The following is a 16,684-nucleotide window of genomic DNA, read 5'->3' as shown; positions in this document are numbered from 1 at the left end:
GATCCCCCACACAGCATCGCCCGTGACACAGGGCTCATCCATCCCCACTCCGCACTTCGTGCGTCGCGGCGCGGTCGTTCGGCGCGGCATGTGCTGGGCCGCGGATCATTGCGATCGCAGCGAGGGGTCCGGGTACAAAGCAGGTGCGTTGTGGGGGAGTGAGCGCTGCCGGCGGGGTTATGCCGGTCGGCGACGTGCGTAGCGCGGAGTCGGGTGGATGACGGCTTTGTCACCAGGGTGGAACGCGCGCGGGCTGGGATCGCGCGGGGACCTATGTCCCATGAGGTGTGGGGGCGACACTTCATGGATGGCCATTCCCCGAAAGAGGCACACCGGGAAGAGACACGTTTTCGAAGCGCCTTTCTTTTGCTTACTTTTCTTTGGAAGACAAAGAAAAGTAAGTGCCGCCCCGCACAGGGGCAACGCCAATAGACCGACACGAATACAAGGAAAGGCCAAAGCAAAGAAACAGCTTCGGCACGAAGAAACTAAAATGCCGCCCCGCCAAAGGGGCAACACAAATAGACCGACGCGAACGCAAGAAAAGGCCGAAGCCCAAGAAGAAAAACCAGAAAAACCAGAAAAACCAGAAAAACCAGAAAAACCAGAAAAACCAGAAAAACCAGAAAAACCAGAAAAACCAGAAAAACCAGAAAAACCAGAAAAACCAGAAAACCGAAACCCCTCGCGCCTAGCGAGCAGCAATCGCCCCTTTAGCCTCAGCAGCGGAATCAGCAGAGTCAGCGGAATCAGAAGAACCAGCCCTCTCATCAGCCGTCTGCGTACCAGCAGACCCCTTCCACACTACGGCTTCATTCACAGCATAAAGCCGGCAGGCATCCTCACTATGCTTCTGGCAGTTCGCAACCGCCACCGACATCGGATCATCGCCACCCTCCGCCCATGACCACGATCCGGAATCCGAAACAGCAAACGCCCGGCTCGGATACTGATGCAGAAAGTTCCGATACCCATTGCGTCCCGCTTCATCGAGAAACGGCACGGCATCGACAGCTTCAATCGAGGCATACCCCGTCGGCTTCGGGGGCGCCGGATCCGACACGCGATACTGCACGCCCGTGGGCATTCCCACACGTGCCAGAAATTCCTCGACGGCCGGCCACCAGACCCGCACGCCATCGCGATCACCCACCAGCCGATGCGCGTCATTCTTGTACGCGCCAAAATCGACCATCTTCGCGCTCGCGCCATGATCGACATACGCGGCATACATCTTCCCAACCAGCGCAGTCGGCCAGATCGAATCGTTTTCGCCATACAGCCACAACGAAGGCACACGTGTCTTTTCAGCGTAGTCGCCAAACGCCTGCGTCAGGTTGCCCTGCCAGTCATCGCACGAGTCCTGCCGCAATCCGCCCGAAAAATTGATCAGCGCCCGTACGCCCGATGCAGCCTCCGGCCCATATGCAATCGTGGCAAGACCGCCGTGCGACGTACCGGACACAGCGATATGCTTCGCGTCGACGTACGGCATCTTCGACATGAAATTCACGGTCGCCGCCACATCGGCCGCCTGGCCCAGGCCGTTGCGCGCGACGTCGCAACCATCCTGCTCGTACGTGCCGCCTGAACCGGCAAAGCCGCGACGGTTCGGCGCCACGACCACGTAGCCGCGTCGCACGAATTCGCGCGCGAGCGGCAACGGATCACTGCGCTCCTGCGTGCGCGGATCGCCGTGAATCTTGCCGTGGTTGAAAACGATCATCGGAAATGGACCCGCGCCGTCCGGCTTGTAAATCGTCGTTTCGAGCGTAATCGAGCCGGAAGCGTCCGCCGGAATGCGGATGATCTGCTCGTTCAGGCTGGCGGGAACAGTCGGAAGGTAGGCGTCATCCAGGGCGATCGGCGCTACATGCGCCCGTCCAAGCGGGCCAGCAGGGGCGTCGTGAAGCGGATCGGCGCAGACCGGCGACGCGGCAAGCGCCGCACACGCGATAACGATCCATCCGGTAAAAATGTTTCTGAACACCATTCGCTCTGCTTGCCCTGGACGCCATCTGAACTGCCGTTTTCCGGTTCTAACCTGACGAATCGTTTTCAACGCTGTTTCGAGCGCAAAAAACTCTCGTGCATGAGGCGCAAGGCGCTCACATACAGTTGCATTTCGTACGGGATGAACCGAAAGCCGGTCGGCACAAACACCGTTCGCGCCGTTATTTGAGTGCCAGCGAAAAACCGGCACTGCAAGATCCACAGAAGCATCCTGGCACGACAATTTATCTTTGTGCAATGCAGGAGAACCCCTGAATCGAGCCAGAATTCCGGCAAAACGGGGCGGTGAAATGGACAACGTAAGGACGGGCGGGGCCCGCAGACGCTCTGGCCCCCAGGGCAATGTGGTGCAAGGCCAACAGGAAAGTCGCGCCAATTTTGAGGGCCAAAAAGGATTGCGCTATCTGGCCTGCAAAAACCGTAAGCTGACCGAAATCAGCGTTCGCTTACATCGCCGTCGACGTAACGCCATTGACCCTCTTCGCCACGCAAAAACCGGCTGAGTTCCTGCAACCGGTGCGCACGCCCACCCACCTTGTATCGCGCGACGAATTCGACCTCGGCACGAAGGGCGTCGATTGCAGCAAAGCGCTTGATCTGCAGTCCCAGCCAGCGAGGCGCATCGATGGCGTCCGGATCGGCGTCGAGGTCCGCAGGGCAGGTTTGCGGCGCCCACGTTGCGCGCAGATACGCCGTTTCGCCCAGCACGTATGCGCTGTAGCGCGAGCGCATCAGGTGGAGCGCGTCAGGCGCGATCTCGCCGCCATCGATGAAGCGACCGCAGCACGCCGCAAAACGCGGCGGCTTCGCGCCGGTGCGCAGGTTAGGCGCGGCGCCGCCGCACGGGCAATCAGACGGCCTCGGCTTCGTTGGGGCAGAAAGGGTCATCGGAGGTTCAGTTCAGTCCGCGCGCGATCAGGATCTTCTGGATGTCGCTCGTGCCTTCGTAGATCTGGCACACGCGGACGTCACGATAAATGCGCTCGACGGGGAAGTCGCTCAGGTATCCGTAGCCGCCATGAATCTGCAGCGCGTCGGAACAGATGCGCTCGGCCGCTTCCGATGCAAACAGTTTGGCCATCGCGGCTTCGGTCAGACAGGGCGCGCCTGCGTCCTTCAGCGCGGCGGCATGCCAGATCAGTTGTCGCGCGGCTTCGAGCTGCGTTGCCATGTCGGCGAGGCGAAACTGCACGGCCTGATGCGAAAACAGCGGCTGGCCGAAGCTTTCGCGCTCCTTCGAATACGCGAGCGCCGCCTCGAACGCGGCGCGGGCCATGCCGACGCTTTGCGCCGCAATGCCAATGCGCCCACCTTCAAGGCCGGACAGCGCAATCCGGTAGCCTTCGCCTTCCGCGCCGATCCGGTTCGCAGCCGGCACGCGGCAGTTCTCGAAGATCAGCTGTGCGGTATCGGACGAATGTTGCCCGAGCTTTTCCTCGATGCGCGCGACGACATAACCGGGTGTCGATGTCGGCACGATAAACGCGCTGATACCGCGTTTGCCGGCACTTTTGTCCGTGACGGCCATCACAATCGCGACGTCGCCGTTCTTCCCGCTTGTGATGAACTGCTTGACGCCGTTCAGCACGTACGCGTCGCCGTCGCGCGTGGCGGTGGTGCGGAGCGCCGATGCGTCGGAACCTGCCTGCGGTTCGGTGAGGCAGAACGCGCCCAGCATTTCGCCGCGCGCGAGCGGCGTGAGCCAGTCGCGTTTCTGCGCATCGTTGCCGTACGTGAGGAGGATGCTGCACACGGGGCAGTTATTGACTGAGATCGCCGTCGAGGTGCCGCCATCGCCGGCTGCGATTTCTTCGAGAATCACCGCCAGCGCGAGTGCGTCGAGCCCCGCGCCGCCGTATTCCTCCGGCACGAGCACGCCGTACGCGCCGAGTTCCGCGAGCTGCCGATGCACGTCCTTCGGGAATGTCCGCTCGCGATCCCATTGCGCGGCGTGCGGCGTCACGGCTTCGCGCACGAAGGTGCGAACCGCGTCGCGGATCATCTGATGGTCCTGATCAAGCACCATGGCTGCCTCGTCTCCTCACCACTCGAGTGGCGTGCCGTCGTATTGATAGAAGCGGCCGTTGAATGCCTCGCGCGCGCCGGCGGCCTGTGCGAGCACGTCGCGCATGCCGGCGACGCTGCGCTCCGGATCGATGGCCGCCTGCGCGCCGCCCATGTCGGTGCGCACCCAGCCGGGATGCAGCGAAAGACATGTCGCGCGCGTGGTTTCGAGCGAGGCGATCTTGATCGCATCGTTGAGCGCGGCCTTGCTCGCGCGATACAGCCAGCCGGTCGTGCCGCTCGCTTCGCTGATGCTGCCCATCTTGCTCGACAGCACGGCGAGCACACCGCCCGCGTCTTCGACGAGCGGCAACAGAACCGGAATCAGCTGCATCGGCCCGCGTACGTTGGTCGTCATCACGTGATCGAAATCCTCGGCGGTGAAGGTTTCGACCGTTTCCGTTCGAGGACCGTAGACGCCCGCGACAATCACCGCGGCGTTGAGCGGCTCGCCGTCGAGCTTCCAGCCGAGGGCGGCGATCTCTTCGGGCTCGGCGATGTCGAGCGGGAACGTTTCGGCGCCGAGATCGGCCAGCGCATCGAGTGCGGCCTCGTCGCGTGCGGTGGCCAGCACGCGCCAGCCGGCACGCCGGTACTGCCGCGCGAACTCGCGACCGATGCCGCGTGATGCGCCCACGATCAACGCTGTCTTCATGTGCCGACCTCGCCGTGATGTACGGTTTGCATGCCTGCTCTTGCTACGCGTTACTTGCGACCGTTCGCGTGCGGCGCGCATGCCGCACGCGAAACGCCTGCGTCAGACCAGTTCGATGCCCATCGCCGTCGCTTCGCCGCCACCGATGCACAGGCTCGCGACACCGCGTTTCAGCCCGCGCTGTTTCAGCGCGCCGATGAGCGTGACGAGAATGCGTGCGCCCGAAGCGCCGATCGGGTGACCGAGCGCGCATGCACCGCCGTTCACATTGACCTTCCCGTGCGGCAGATTGTGCTCTTTCATCGCGGCCATCGCGACGACCGCGAACGCTTCGTTGATCTCGTACAGGTCGACATCGTCGGCGCGCCAGCCGTTCTTTTCGAACAGTTTGCGGATCGCACCGACCGGCGCGGTCGTGAATTTCGCCGGCTCCTGCGCGAATGTCGTGTGACCGACGACGCGCGCAAGCGGCGTCACGCCGAGTTTCTTCGCGGTCGATTCGCGCATCATCACGAGCGCCGCCGCGCCATCCGAAATCGACGACGAATTAGCCGCCGTCACGGTGCCCGTCTTGCTGAACGCAGGCTTGAGCGTCGGAATCTTGTCGAGGTTCGCCTTGAACGGTTGCTCGTCGTGGTCGACCTTTACTTCGCCCTTGCGGCTTTCGACGGTGACGGGCGCGATTTCCCAGGCGAACGAGCCGTCTTCGTTTGCGCGCTTCGCGCGTTGCAGCGATTCGATCGCGAACGCGTCCTGTGCGGCGCGCGTGAAGTCGAACGACCCGGCGCATTCCTCGGCGAACGTGCCCATCAGACGGCCCTTTTCGTAGGCATCTTCGAGGCCGTCGAGGAACATGTGATCGAGCACCTGTCCGTGTCCCATGCGCATGCCCCCGCGTGCTTTGGGCAGCAGATACGGCGCGTTCGTCATGCTTTCCATGCCGCCCGCGACGATCACATCGACGGAACCGGCCGCGAGCATGTCATGCGCGAACATCGCCGCGCGCATGCCCGAGCCGCACATCTTGTTGACCGTGGTGCTGCCTGTGGCAAGCGGCAGGCCCGCGCCGAGCGCGGCCTGCCGCGCGGGCGCCTGGCCCTGGCCGGCGGGCAGCACGCAGCCCATTACGACTTCTTCGACCTGCTCCGGTTTCAGGCCGGCGCGCTCGACCGCGGCCCTGATCGCCACCGAACCCAGTTGCGGTGCGGTCAATGTGGCGAAATCGCCCTGAAATGCAGCCATCGGCGTACGCGCGGCCGAAACGATCACGACCGGATCGCGTTGTGTCTCACTCATGTTTTAGCTCCTTGATTACACCTTCGACGACGGCCGGCACATCGCCGAGCGTCGCAGCATCGGCGGCGACGACATCGTTGTCGGCTGCGTGCGCGCGGCCAGCCGAAACGGCGGCCACGCAACGTTCATACGTTGCGGCGAGCGTGTCGGGCGCGCTCGTCGTCATGCCGAGATTGCGTACACGGCCGTCATGCACGCCATACGCCCAGCCGTGCACGGTGAGTTCCTGACCGCGCGCCCACGCGTCGTTGACGATCGTCGTGCGGCACACGTTGACGACCTGCTCGATCGTATTCAGCTCGACAAGACGGCGGTGGCGCGCTTCGCCAATCGGCCATTCCTCGAGCAGCGCCGCGTGCTTCGCGCGCACGTCCTGCACGTGATGCAGCCAGTTATCGGCGAGACCGACACGTCGGCCATGCAGCGCGGCGCCCACGCCGGAGCAGCCGTAGTGGCCGACTACCATGATGTGCTTGACCTTCAGCAGATCGACGGCGAACTGGATCACCGACAGGCAGTTTAGATCCGAGTGCACGACAACATTCGCGATATTGCGGTGGACGAACACTTCGCCCGGCGGCAGACCGATGATCTGGTTTGCAGGCACACGCGAATCGGAACAGCCGATCCACAGGTATTCCGGCGTCTGCTGGTGGGCGAGTCGCGAGAAATACTCCGGATCTTCGGCGAGCTTTCGTGCAACCCACGCCTCGTTGTTGTTGAAGAGATGTGCGAGCGGGTTGGCAGCAGGTTGAGCGGTCGTATTCATATGCGTCGGGTCAGGTTCAGGGCCAGTGAGGCGCCCAATGTCTTAACAACAGGATCAGGCGAAGGACGGTCAAGCCATGTTGCGCGCGAAATCACGCGGCACGTTCAACACGTGCGACAGGTTCGCCGTCCGCGTTCGGCGGTTGCACGCCGGAAGCGCCGAAGCGCTCCGGGTAGCAGTTGCAGAACCGGATGCCTGGGTCATACGGAAAGAAGTCGGGTAGTTCACCCGCGAGCAGATGCTCCTTGTGGGTTTGCCATAGCGCCGGCTCGAAGAAATCCGGGTGGTGCTTCATGAAGCTTTTGCGCACCCGCACATCGCCGAGCAGGAACGTGCCGTAAGTTTCGGGGAAGATGTCGTGCGGGCCCACGGAATACCACGGCTCGCCCGCCATTTCGTCTTCCTCGTTGCGCGGCGCCGGCACGGCGCGCACATTGCAGTCCGTCAGATACTCGATTTCATCGTAGTCGTAAAACACGACGCGCCCGTGGCGCGTCACGCCGAAGTTCTTGTACAGCATATCGCCGGGGAAGATGTTCGCCTGCATGAGTTCCTTCACCGCGTTGCCGTACTCCTTGATGCCGTGATCGACGTCGGCATCCGTGCCGTTCTGCAGATACAGGTTGAGCGGCACCATCCTTCGCTCGATGTACAGATGCCGGATCACGACGCTGTCGCCTTCGTATTCGAGGAGCGACGGCACTTCCTTTTCCAGCTCGCGGATCAGTGCGTCATCGAGGCGCGACAGCGGCAACGCGACGCTCGAATATTCGAGCGTGTCGGCCATGCGGCCCAGGCGATCGTGCCGTTTGACGAGCTGATACTTCTGCTGGATCTTTTCGCGCGTGGTGTCCTTCGGCGGTGGAAAGCTGTCCTTGATCAGCTTGAACACGTACGGAAACGAAGGCAGCGTGAACACCAGCATCACGAGCCCCTTGATGCCGGGCGCCACGATGAACCGGTCGCTCGAATGCTTCAGATGATGCAGCAGATCGCGATAGAACAGGTTCTTGCCCTGCTTCTGCAAACCGACCGAGGTATAGATTTCCGCCTTCGGCTTGCCCGGCATGATGGTTTGCAGAAACGCAACGTACGCCGACGGCACTTCCATGTCGACGAGGAAATACGAGTGCGAAAAGCTGAAGATGATCAGCAGCTGCTCGCGCCTGAGCAAAGCCGTATCGAGTGCGAGTACGCCGGGCCGCGTATGGCGTACAGGGATCGCGAACGGCAGCACGGCTTCGCCATTGATGATGCGCCCAACGATATACGCGGCCTTGTTACGGAAAAACAGCGACGACAGCACGTGAATCTGGAAATTGGCCGCCGCCTCGAACGTGCCGAACGCGTCGTAAATGGCCTGCATCACGCAGGCGACGTCGCGTGTCAGGTCCTCGAACGGCGGCTCGAGCTGGAAGTTCGTGACGATACGTTCGAGCGTTGCCGCGAGACCATCCTTTCCGGGGTAGTACGCGCGGTAGGTCGGCTTCGCGGCGGGCTCGTCGTTCTCGATGTATTCGGTCGAGATCGCCGGGCGCACGAAGATGAAATCGTTGTTGAAATACGAGCGATGCAGGATCTTGCAGCATACGGAATTGAAGAACGTCTCCGCGCATTCCGGCTGGCGATGCCGCGTCAGCAGGCCGATGAAATGCAGCTTGATCTGCTGCCACACTTCGTCTTCGATGTTCTCCGCGTCGTATTCGTCTTCGAGCAGCACGACGCATTCCTCGACACGTTCGTCGTATGACGTGATGCGTTCACGTGCGAGCTTTTGCAGCGCGAGCCAGTCGCCGGCCTCGAACAGCGTTTTCGCGTGGATCGCCGCGTCGCGAAAGATCCGGTAGTGACGATCAAATCCCTCGAGCATGGTCTGCGCGACATCGAAGCCGATCTGCGACGAAAGCAGTTTGGGAAATTGACTCATACCGACCATGCGTGCGTTTGATGCCGTGAAATCACCCGTAATTGTATCGTCCGGGCTCGCGCGTGAAGCTAATGCGCGGCCTTCTCGTCTGCCTGCTCATCCGCCCGAAGCGGCTGGCGCGTGCCCCCTTCGAGCAGCGCACGCGCCTGTGTTTCGTACTGGGCAAGATCTTCGAGCGTCGCGTTCAGGTCTTCCAGCTGCCGTTCGAGTACCTCGCGATGGCGGGTCACTGTCGCAAGGAACGCGTTCAGTTGCGGCACGGTGTCGGTTGGCGATTCGTACAGGTCGAGCAGCCCACGGATTTCCGACAGCGTGAAACCGAGCCGCTTGCCGCGCAGCGTAAGCTTCAGGCGCGTGCGGTCGCGACCCGAATAGACGCGTCGCAGCCCGCCCGATCCTTCCCGGCTGGGTGAGAGTAAACCCTGATCCTCGTAAAAGCGGATGGCGCGCGGCGTGACGTCGAATTCGCGCGCGAGCTCGGTGATCGTGTATTGCGTGTTCATCGGGTATCCCGTGAATGGCCAGGTTCGACGGCCCAAAGCGGATTGGACGTGAGATAGACGTTTACGTTATCGTCAACCTTGATAAAGCGCAACATTGCCTCGAAGCAGCCGTGCGCACGCTATCGCAATACGCCGCAAGACCACGCAACAGGCTCGCAACGCCTCTGGACCGACCCCACGATGAATGCTCTTGAACATCAGCTCGACTATCCGTTCCGCGACACGCTGCCCGAACCGGGCCAGGCCTTCGAAGTCGCGCCCGGCGTTCGATGGCTGCGCATGCCGCTGCCGTTTGCGCTCGATCACATCAACCTCTGGCTACTGCGCGACGAAATAGACGGCAAGGCCGGCTGGACGGTCGTCGATTGCGGCGTTGCCAGCGATACGATCAAGACGAACTGGGAAACGGTGTTCGATACGGCGCTCGAAGGCCTGCCGGTGCTGCGGGTGATCGTCACGCACTGCCATCCGGACCACCTGGGTCTTGCCGACTGGATCTGCACCGGCGGCGAGCAGAAGCGCTGGGATGTCCGGCTGTGGATCTCGCTTGGCGAATACATGCTGGGGCGCGTGATGGCGGCGGGCGACGGCTCGAACGCGGGCGGCGAGCGCGCGGCGGCCCACTTCGCGCGACACGGCCTGACCGACGAAGCGTCGATCGACACACTGCGCAACCGGACGAGCTATTACTCGAACCTCGTGCCTTCGATGCCGGCGCAGTACCGTCGCATGCGCGAAGGCGACGGTATTGCGATTGGCGGCCGCACGTGGCGCGTCGTGACGGGCTTCGGTCATTCGCCGGAACATTGCGCGCTGCACTGCGAGGAAACCGGCGTGCTGATTTCCGGCGACATGGTGTTGCCGCGCATTTCGACGAACGTGTCGGTGTTCGACATCGAGCCGGAAGGCAATCCGCTTGCGCTGTATCTGGAGTCGCTCGGCCGTTACGAAACGATGGCGCCCGATACGCTCGTTCTGCCGTCGCACGGCAAGCCGTTCAGGGGCGTGCGTACGCGCATCGGCCAGCTACGCGACCATCACGACGCGCGACTCGCCGAAGTTCGGGCCGCATGCGCAGAAAAACCGTATAGCGCGGCGGACATCGTGCCGCTGATGTTCAAGCGTCAGCTCGACATCCACCAGCTGACGTTCGCGATGGGCGAAGCGCTCGCTCATCTGCATGTGCTCTGGCTCAAAGGCGAACTGAAGCGCCAGTTCGATAGCGACGGTGTAATCCGCTTCACCGCATGACGCTGATGTACTGCGACTGACGGAAAAACAGGCCCGCATGGGCCTGTTTTTTTTGCACACCGTCAGAAAACTGCCGGAAGTGTTATTGCACCGCGACCGCCGCAAAGTTCTGCCGACCGAACGGGCTCACGCTGTAGCCGCTCACGTTCGTTCGCGTAATCGCCGCTGCGGTCGGATAACCCAGCGGAATCCACAGCGCTTCGTCGTGGATGATCTGCTGGGCGGCCTCATAGGCCTTTGCGCGCTTCGCCTGATCCGGCGTCGCCTTGCCTTCGTCGATCAGCTTGTCGAGTTGCGGATCGCAATAGCGCGCGAAGTTGATCCCCGACTTCACCGCGTTGCAGCTAAAGAGCGGCGAGAGGTAATTGTCGGGGTCGCCGTTGTCGCCGGCCCAGCCCATGAAGAGCGTGTCGTGCTGGCCCTGCTTCGCCTGTTTGATCAGCTCGCCCCATTCGATCACCTTGACCTCGGCCTTTACGCCGATCTTCGCGAAGTCGGCCTGCAGCAGTTCCGCGCCTGCCTTCGGATTCGGATTCAGCACGCTGCCGTTCGGGCGCACCCAGATCGTCGTTTCGAAGCCGTTCGCGACGCCTGCATCCGCGAGCAGTCTCTTCGCTTTCGCGACGTCATAGGGATACGGCTGGATCGCCTTGTCGTAGCTCCACGTGTTTGGCGGATAGGGGTTCGTCGCGGGCGACGCAGTGTTGTCGAACACCGTCTTCAGATACGTCGTGCGGTCGAACGCCATGTTCAGCGCCTGGCGCACCTTCGGATTGTCGAGCGGCTTCTTCTGCGTGTTCAGCGCGACGAACGCGGTCATGAAGGCGGGCGTCTGCACGACCTTCAGCGACTTGTCGATCTTCGCATCGGCGACGTCCTGCGGCTTCGGCGACAGCGCGATCTGGCATTCGCCGGCTTTCACCTTCTGCGCGCGTACCGACGAGTCCGGCGTGATCGCATAGATCAGGCGGTCGATCTTCGGCTTCGTGCCCCAGTAGTTCGGGTTCACGTCGTAACGGATGACGGCGTCTTTCGTGTAGCTCTTCAGCACGAACGGGCCTGTGCCGATCGGCTTTGCGTTCAGGTCGACCTGCTTGCCGGCCTTCAGCAACTGGTCGGCATATTCGGCTGAGTAGATCGACGCAAAGCCCATCGAGAGGATCGGCACGAACGTCGCGTTCGGCTCGTTCAGTTCGAACTTCACCGTGCTGTCGTCGACCTTCGTGACGGCCTTGACGAGCTTCACGAGACCCATCGACTGCGCATGCGGAAAGCCGCTCGCGCCCGCCACCTTGTGCCACGGATTGTTCTCGTCGAGCATGCGCCCGAACGTGAACACGACGTCGTCCGCATTCAGCGCATGCGACGGCTTGAAGTAGTCCGTGGTCTGGAACTGCACGTTCGGGCGCAGGTGGAACGTATACGTGAGGCCGTCGGCGCTCACATCCCATTTGTCGGCGAGCGAGGGCACGATTTTCTTCGCCGCTTCGTCATACGACACGAGCGTGTTGAAGATCACATCGGCCGAAGCATTGGTGGTCACGAGCGAGTTGAACTGGACGACGTCGAAGCCGTCCGGGCTCGATTCCGTGCAAACGGTCAGCGGCTTCGCGAGGACGAGCGCGGGCGCTGTCACGAGCAGGGCGGCGGCGAGCAGTTTGAAGCGCATAGGATCTCCGGTAACAAACGTGGCCGCGCAGTGCACCGGTTCGTTGCTTCGGCGCTGCGAGGACATGGATCGCGGCTGATACAGACCGCTTTATTGTGAATCTTTTTCGATGCGGGCGCGCGACCCAACCGGGCGTGCCCGCCTGGGGGAAAGCTTAAACGCTGGGTGGTTGCAACGACAACAACTTAATCGGCATACCGATATGGGCGACGGCACGTGGCTGTTGCTTCGCGTCTGGCGATCAGGTGAGTAGCGTGCGGACGGCGTGCTTCTGCCCGACGCGGGGCGTGTAGCAACCGGCTATCCGGAGGCGCGAGGTTTGCGCGGTGCCTTTTCGAACGCGATGTCGTACAGCCAGCGCGGCAGCACGTGCAGCATGGCACCTGCTACGCGCATCTGCCACGGGAACGTCGCGAAGGCGGTTTTCTTCGCTATCGCATTGGCGACTTTCGTGGCGAAGCGGTCGGCGTCCATGAGGAACGGCATCGGATACGGATTGTGCTCGGTCATCGGCGTGCGGATGTAGCCGGGCGCAATGGTCACAACCGAGACGCCGAGCGGCCGCATCTCGACGCGCAATGCCTCGAGATATTTCTGTGCCGCCGATTTCGACGCGCTGTACGCACCGGATCCCGGCAGCCCGCGTACGCCCGCCACGCTCGCGACGCCCACGAGCGTACCTTTGCGTGCGGCAATCATCGCGCGTGCGAACGGTTCGAACGTCGCGACCATGCCGAAGTAGTTGACGTCCATCACGTCGCGAAACGCGCGCAGATCGCCGTGGCCCGTGACGGCGCCGTGGCTGATGCCCGCATTGGCGATCACGACGTCGGGGCAGCCGTATTGCGCGATGAACTGTTCGGCCGCGCACGCCAGTGCGTCGGCGTCGCGAACATCGACGGAATAGACAGAAATGGGATGGTGCGGATGCGCCTGCTGAAACGCGGCGAGTGCTTCGCCGCGCCGGGCGACGAGGCCGAGAATCGCACCGCGCCGCACGTATTCGGCGGCGAGTGCCTGACCGATACCGCTCGACGCGCCGGTAATGAAAACCTTCAACGGTGAAGTCATACCGGCGGCCGTGCGTTACATCTTCTTGGCGCGGATCTGTGCGACGAGGTAATCCAGCACCTGGATCGTGCCCGGCAGGCTGTCGGTCGCAGCCGGGCCGGTTTCATACTTGCCCTGCACGGCGAGTGTCGGCACGCCTTCGATCTTGTACGCGTCGAGCAGCTTCTTGTCGCGTTGCAGTTCGCTTTGCGTCGAGAACGAGTTGTACGCGTCCATGAACTTCTTCGGATCGACGCCGTTCTTCGCGAGGAATTTCGCCTGGTCTTCCGGCGTCAGCAGGTAGTTCTTGTTGGCGTGGATTTCGTTGAAGATCTTCGGCGTGAGCTGTTGCGCAACACCGAGTGCGTCGAGTGCGTGATAGAGCTTCGAGTGCGGAATGAAGTCGTCGCGGAAAGCGACCGGCACACGCTTGAAGACGACATCCGGACCCTGCTTCTTGATCCACGCTTCGAGGAACGGGTCGAATTCGTTGCAGTGCGGGCAGCCGTACCAGAAAAACTCGGTGACTTCGATCTTGCCGGCCGGTACTTCGACCGGTTGCGGCGACGCGAGCACGGTGTAGTCCTTGCCGGACACGGGCGCTGCGGGCGAAGCCTGCGCAGCGTCAGCGGCCACGAGGCCAAGCGAGAGGAAAAGAATGCCGAGGAGCTTTTTGATCATGTTGTGTTGACCTGTGAAGGCGGAATGACGTTGGCCTGTGGTTACTGTTTGGTGAAGCGGATCACGGCGGTGTCCACGCCAGCGTCAGACAGCCGCTGACGTGTTGTGTTCATATCCTCGAATTTCGAGAAAGGCCCGATGCGTACGCGATAGTACGTGACACCGCCCGCATCGCGCTGGGTGACCTTCGATTCGAAACCCTGGAAACCAAGACGCGCGCGCTGCTGCTCGGCATCGGCGGCCGTCTTGTAGGCGCCGACCTGCAGGAAGTAGCCAGTATTCGCGTCCGCGGCGGAAGGCGCGGCGGTCGCAGGCGCTGAGCCCGGCTTCGCGTTTGCCTCAGGCGCGGGCTTCGGCGCCGACGTCGCAGTGCCTGCGGTGGCGCTCGAAGGCTGCGGCTTCTTGCCTGGCGTCGCGCTGCCGCCGTTGTCGATGGCGGCCTTCGGCGGCACGGCTACGCCGTTCGCATTCGAAGGCGGCACTTCGACGATCTGCGGCTCTTCGAGCATGCCCGACGACTGCGTCTGGTTGGTCGTCTGGCCAGGCGCGGTGTTCGGCGGTGCGGGCTGGGCGGCCTGCGGCACAGGCTGACCTGGCGTCTTGCCTTGAAGCGGACGGTTCGGGTCGTATTGCGGCTGGCTTGCGCCGGTATCCGATGCGGCTGGCGGCGCGACTTTCGAGACAAATGGCGTGGGCGCACGCGTGATATAGAGCGCCACCACCACCGCGATTGCGAGACCTACGATGAGGCCCAGCACGATGCCGAGGAACGTGCCCCCGGACTGTTTTGACTGCTTCGTTGTGCGGCGTGGTTTTGCCATCGTCTGAATCACCTGCCAGATAAATGAGTCTTGAAAAGAGCCCGGAACGACCGTCGATTATAACGACGGCCGTACACGAGTCGCACGACGGGAATTACATCTTGTCGGGAGCCGAAACGCCGATCGTCGCGAGGCCATTGGCCAGCACCTGACGCGTCGCGGCGAGCAGCGCGGCGCGCGCGTTGCGGGCGGCTTCGTCGTCGACCAGCACGCGCTCGGCGCGGTCATTGTAGAACGAGTGAAATTCACCGGCGAGGTCGCGCAGGTAGAACGCGACCGCGTGCGGCGCGAGTTCGTTCGCGGCGTGTTCGAGCATGTCCGGGAATTCGGCGATCTTCTGCAGCAGTGCGAGCGAGCGTTCCGTGACGAGCGGCGAAAGATCGGTCGCCGGCAGAATGGCCTCGTCGGCGTTGTAGCGCGACTTCCATTCGTTCAGCACCGAGCAGATCCGCGCATGCGCGTACTGCACGTAGTACACCGGGTTTTCGTCGCTCTGCTTGAGCGCGAGGTCGACGTCGAACACGAATTCCGTGTCGGCCTTGCGCGAGATCAGGAAGAAGCGCACGGCGTCGCGGCCACGGCGGATCGTCTCTTCGTCGAGCAGGTCGGGCGACACTTCGGTGCCCGGCGTCGCGCCGCCCGACCATTCGATCAGGTCGCGCACCGTCACGTAGCTGCCCGCGCGCTTCGAGATCTTCACCTCGGCGCCATCGCGCATCACGGTGACCATCTTGTGCAGGATGTAGTCCGGATAGCCCTTCGGAATGCCGATGCCGAGCCCCTGCAGACCGGCGCGCACGCGCGCGATCGTGCCGTGGTGGTCCGAGCCCTGCACGTTGATGACCTTCGTGAAGCCGCGTTCCCACTTCGCGACGTGATACGCCACGTCCGGCACGAAGTACGTGTACGTGCCGTCGGTCTTGCGCATGACGCGGTCCTTGTCGTCGCCGTCGTCAGTCGTGCGCAGCCACAGCGCGCCTTCCTGGTCGTACGTCTTGCCCGCGGCGACGAGCGCCTCGACGGTCTTCTCGACGCGGCCTTCCTTGTACAGCGACGATTCCAGATAGTACTGGTCGAACTTCACGCCGAATGCCTGCAGGTCCATGTCCTGCTCGTGGCGCAGATACGCCACGGCAAAGCGGCGGATCGCGTCGATGTTCTCAACGTCGCCTTCGCCCTTGACCGGCTCGCCGTCGCTTGCCGACACGGTTTCGCCCGCGAGGTAGTCGCGTGCGATGTCGGCGATGTACTCGCCGTTGTAGGCCGACTCCGGCCAGCCGGCGTCGCCAGGCTTCAAACCGCGGGCGCGTGCCTGGGTCGAGGCGGCGAGGGTGGCGATCTGCACGCCGGCGTCGTTGTAGTAGAACTCGCGATGCACGGCGTAGCCCTGCGAAGCAAGCACGTTCGACAGCGCATCGCCGAGCGCGGCCTGACGGCCGTGACCCACGTGCAGCGGCCCGGTCGGGTTCGCCGACACGAATTCGACGAGCACCTGCTTGCCGGCTTCGCGCGTCGAGCGGCCAAACGCTTCTTTTTCGGCGAAGACGGCGCCGACCACGGCCTGTTTCGAGGTCGCGGCAAGACGCAGGTTGATGAAACCCGGGCCCGCCACTTCGGCACCTTCGACGAGCCCCGCCGCCTTCGGATGCGCGAGCACGGCTTCGACGATCTGCTGCGCGAGCTGGCGCGGATTCGCGCGCAGCGGCTTGGCGAGCTGCATCGCGACGTTGCACGCGACGTCGCCGTGCGCGGCGACTTTCGGGCGTTCGAGCGTGATCACCGGCTCGACGAAGGTGGCTTCGGTCGCGCCCTGGGTCGCCTGGGCGACCTGCTTCACGGCATCGGCGAAGAGGGTTTCGAGGATTTGTTTATGTGCAGGCAGCATGCTTGTTGCGAGTCCAGTGAGACAGTCCGTGTGTTCGGGCGCGGCGCCGGGGCAGTGTGATGCTTGCGGCCGGTCCGTCGAATGGGGTGGAAAGCGGGCG

Annotated in this window: 15 protein-coding genes; 2 read left to right on the top strand and 13 right to left on the bottom strand. The window is 62.9% G+C overall.

The window, feature by feature from the left end; translation table 11 throughout:
• Positions 1–401: 401 nt before the first annotated feature.
• The gene (locus LPA36_RS07120) at positions 402–695 is read left to right on the top strand and encodes a hypothetical protein (protein ID WP_228875428.1); all 294 of its coding nucleotides are present in this window, start codon (positions 402–404) and stop codon (positions 693–695) included.
• On the opposite strand, the gene LPA36_RS07115 is transcribed toward LPA36_RS07120, so the two are convergent.
• The 8 genes from LPA36_RS07115 to LPA36_RS07080 all read right to left on the bottom strand — a co-directional run bounded on the left by LPA36_RS07115 (position 692) and on the right by LPA36_RS07080 (position 9,227).
• Positions 692–1,993: a dienelactone hydrolase family protein gene (locus tag LPA36_RS07115; RefSeq protein ID WP_228875427.1), complete on the bottom strand. Its 1,302-nt coding sequence runs from the start codon at positions 1,991–1,993 to the stop codon at positions 692–694. The two genes, LPA36_RS07120 and LPA36_RS07115, sit on opposite strands and share 4 nt — an antisense overlap.
• Before the next feature lie 455 nt (positions 1,994–2,448).
• Positions 2,449–2,901, bottom strand: a complete 453-nt coding sequence (locus tag LPA36_RS07110) for a YchJ family protein (RefSeq protein WP_228875426.1) — start codon at positions 2,899–2,901, stop codon at positions 2,449–2,451.
• Positions 2,902–2,908: 7 nt separating this feature from the next.
• Positions 2,909–4,039, bottom strand: a complete 1,131-nt coding sequence (locus tag LPA36_RS07105; RefSeq protein WP_228875425.1) for an acyl-CoA dehydrogenase family protein — start codon at positions 4,037–4,039, stop codon at positions 2,909–2,911.
• A gap of 15 nt (positions 4,040–4,054) precedes the next feature.
• Positions 4,055–4,732 carry an SDR family oxidoreductase gene (locus LPA36_RS07100; RefSeq protein WP_228875424.1) on the bottom strand — a complete coding sequence of 226 codons (678 nt, stop codon included), beginning with the start codon at positions 4,730–4,732 and terminating at the stop codon, positions 4,055–4,057.
• Between the two features lie 102 nt (positions 4,733–4,834).
• Positions 4,835–6,028 (bottom strand): acetyl-CoA C-acetyltransferase, encoded by a 1,194-nt coding sequence (locus LPA36_RS07095; RefSeq protein WP_228875423.1) that lies wholly within the window; start codon positions 6,026–6,028, stop codon positions 4,835–4,837.
• Positions 6,021–6,797, bottom strand: a complete 777-nt coding sequence (gene can, locus LPA36_RS07090) for a carbonate dehydratase (RefSeq protein ID WP_228875422.1) — start codon at positions 6,795–6,797, stop codon at positions 6,021–6,023. The genes LPA36_RS07095 and can overlap by 8 nt, the downstream gene beginning before the upstream one ends.
• 91 nt (positions 6,798–6,888) lie before the next feature.
• On the bottom strand, positions 6,889–8,724 hold the full coding sequence (gene aceK / locus LPA36_RS07085) for a bifunctional isocitrate dehydrogenase kinase/phosphatase (RefSeq protein WP_228875421.1): 1,836 nt from the start codon (positions 8,722–8,724) through the stop codon (positions 6,889–6,891).
• A 68-nt stretch (positions 8,725–8,792) separates the two neighbouring features.
• A complete protein-coding gene (locus LPA36_RS07080; RefSeq protein WP_228875420.1) occupies positions 8,793–9,227 on the bottom strand; it encodes a MerR family transcriptional regulator in 435 nt (144 codons plus the stop codon).
• A gap of 180 nt (positions 9,228–9,407) precedes the next feature.
• On the opposite strand from LPA36_RS07080, the gene LPA36_RS07075 reads away from it, so the two are divergent.
• Positions 9,408–10,478, top strand: a complete 1,071-nt coding sequence (locus tag LPA36_RS07075; RefSeq protein WP_228875419.1) for an MBL fold metallo-hydrolase — start codon at positions 9,408–9,410, stop codon at positions 10,476–10,478.
• 82 nt (positions 10,479–10,560) lie between these two features.
• Here the strand turns inward: LPA36_RS07075 and LPA36_RS07070 are convergent, their stop codons facing one another.
• The 5 genes from LPA36_RS07070 to argS all read right to left on the bottom strand — a co-directional run bounded on the left by LPA36_RS07070 (position 10,561) and on the right by argS (position 16,584).
• Entirely contained in the window at positions 10,561–12,147 is a 1,587-nt protein-coding gene (locus LPA36_RS07070) for an ABC transporter substrate-binding protein (RefSeq protein WP_228875418.1), read from the bottom strand.
• Positions 12,148–12,447: 300 nt separating this feature from the next.
• Entirely contained in the window at positions 12,448–13,218 is a 771-nt protein-coding gene (locus LPA36_RS07065) for an SDR family oxidoreductase (protein WP_228875417.1), read from the bottom strand.
• A gap of 15 nt (positions 13,219–13,233) precedes the next feature.
• On the bottom strand, positions 13,234–13,875 hold the full coding sequence (locus tag LPA36_RS07060; RefSeq protein WP_228875637.1) for a thiol:disulfide interchange protein DsbA/DsbL: 642 nt from the start codon (positions 13,873–13,875) through the stop codon (positions 13,234–13,236).
• A 44-nt stretch (positions 13,876–13,919) separates the two neighbouring features.
• Positions 13,920–14,699, bottom strand: a complete 780-nt coding sequence (locus LPA36_RS07055) for an SPOR domain-containing protein (protein WP_228875416.1) — start codon at positions 14,697–14,699, stop codon at positions 13,920–13,922.
• A 94-nt stretch (positions 14,700–14,793) separates the two neighbouring features.
• A complete protein-coding gene (argS, locus tag LPA36_RS07050) occupies positions 14,794–16,584 on the bottom strand; it encodes an arginine--tRNA ligase (protein WP_228875415.1) in 1,791 nt (596 codons plus the stop codon).
• Positions 16,585–16,684 lie beyond the last annotated feature (100 nt).

This window comes from Paraburkholderia saeva, assembly GCF_907164555.1.
GTDB classification, from domain to species: domain Bacteria; phylum Pseudomonadota; class Gammaproteobacteria; order Burkholderiales; family Burkholderiaceae; genus Paraburkholderia; species Paraburkholderia saeva.
The sequence above is the reverse complement of the archived record's forward strand: the minus strand, read 5'-3'. Positions and strand labels throughout refer to the sequence as shown.

Excerpts from the sequence above, each read along its gene's own strand:
- LPA36_RS07115 (WP_228875427.1), bottom strand. The coding sequence starts at position 1,993 with ATGGTGTTCAGAAACATTTTTACCGGATGGATCGTTATCGCGTGTGCG.
- LPA36_RS07095 (WP_228875423.1), bottom strand. The coding sequence starts at position 6,028 with ATGAGTGAGACACAACGCGATCCGGTCGTGATCGTTTCGGCCGCGCGT.
- LPA36_RS07075 (WP_228875419.1), top strand. The coding sequence starts at position 9,408 with ATGAATGCTCTTGAACATCAGCTCGACTATCCGTTCCGCGACACGCTG.
- LPA36_RS07110 (WP_228875426.1), bottom strand. The coding sequence starts at position 2,901 with ATGACCCTTTCTGCCCCAACGAAGCCGAGGCCGTCTGATTGCCCGTGC.
- LPA36_RS07065 (WP_228875417.1), bottom strand. The coding sequence starts at position 13,218 with ATGACTTCACCGTTGAAGGTTTTCATTACCGGCGCGTCGAGCGGTATC.
- LPA36_RS07070 (WP_228875418.1), bottom strand. The coding sequence starts at position 12,147 with ATGCGCTTCAAACTGCTCGCCGCCGCCCTGCTCGTGACAGCGCCCGCG.
- aceK (WP_228875421.1), bottom strand. The coding sequence starts at position 8,724 with ATGAGTCAATTTCCCAAACTGCTTTCGTCGCAGATCGGCTTCGATGTC.
- can (WP_228875422.1), bottom strand. The coding sequence starts at position 6,797 with ATGAATACGACCGCTCAACCTGCTGCCAACCCGCTCGCACATCTCTTC.
- LPA36_RS07080 (WP_228875420.1), bottom strand. The coding sequence starts at position 9,227 with ATGAACACGCAATACACGATCACCGAGCTCGCGCGCGAATTCGACGTC.
- LPA36_RS07100 (WP_228875424.1), bottom strand. The coding sequence starts at position 4,732 with ATGAAGACAGCGTTGATCGTGGGCGCATCACGCGGCATCGGTCGCGAG.
- argS (WP_228875415.1), bottom strand. The coding sequence starts at position 16,584 with ATGCTGCCTGCACATAAACAAATCCTCGAAACCCTCTTCGCCGATGCC.
- LPA36_RS07055 (WP_228875416.1), bottom strand. The coding sequence starts at position 14,699 with ATGGCAAAACCACGCCGCACAACGAAGCAGTCAAAACAGTCCGGGGGC.
- LPA36_RS07105 (WP_228875425.1), bottom strand. The coding sequence starts at position 4,039 with ATGGTGCTTGATCAGGACCATCAGATGATCCGCGACGCGGTTCGCACC.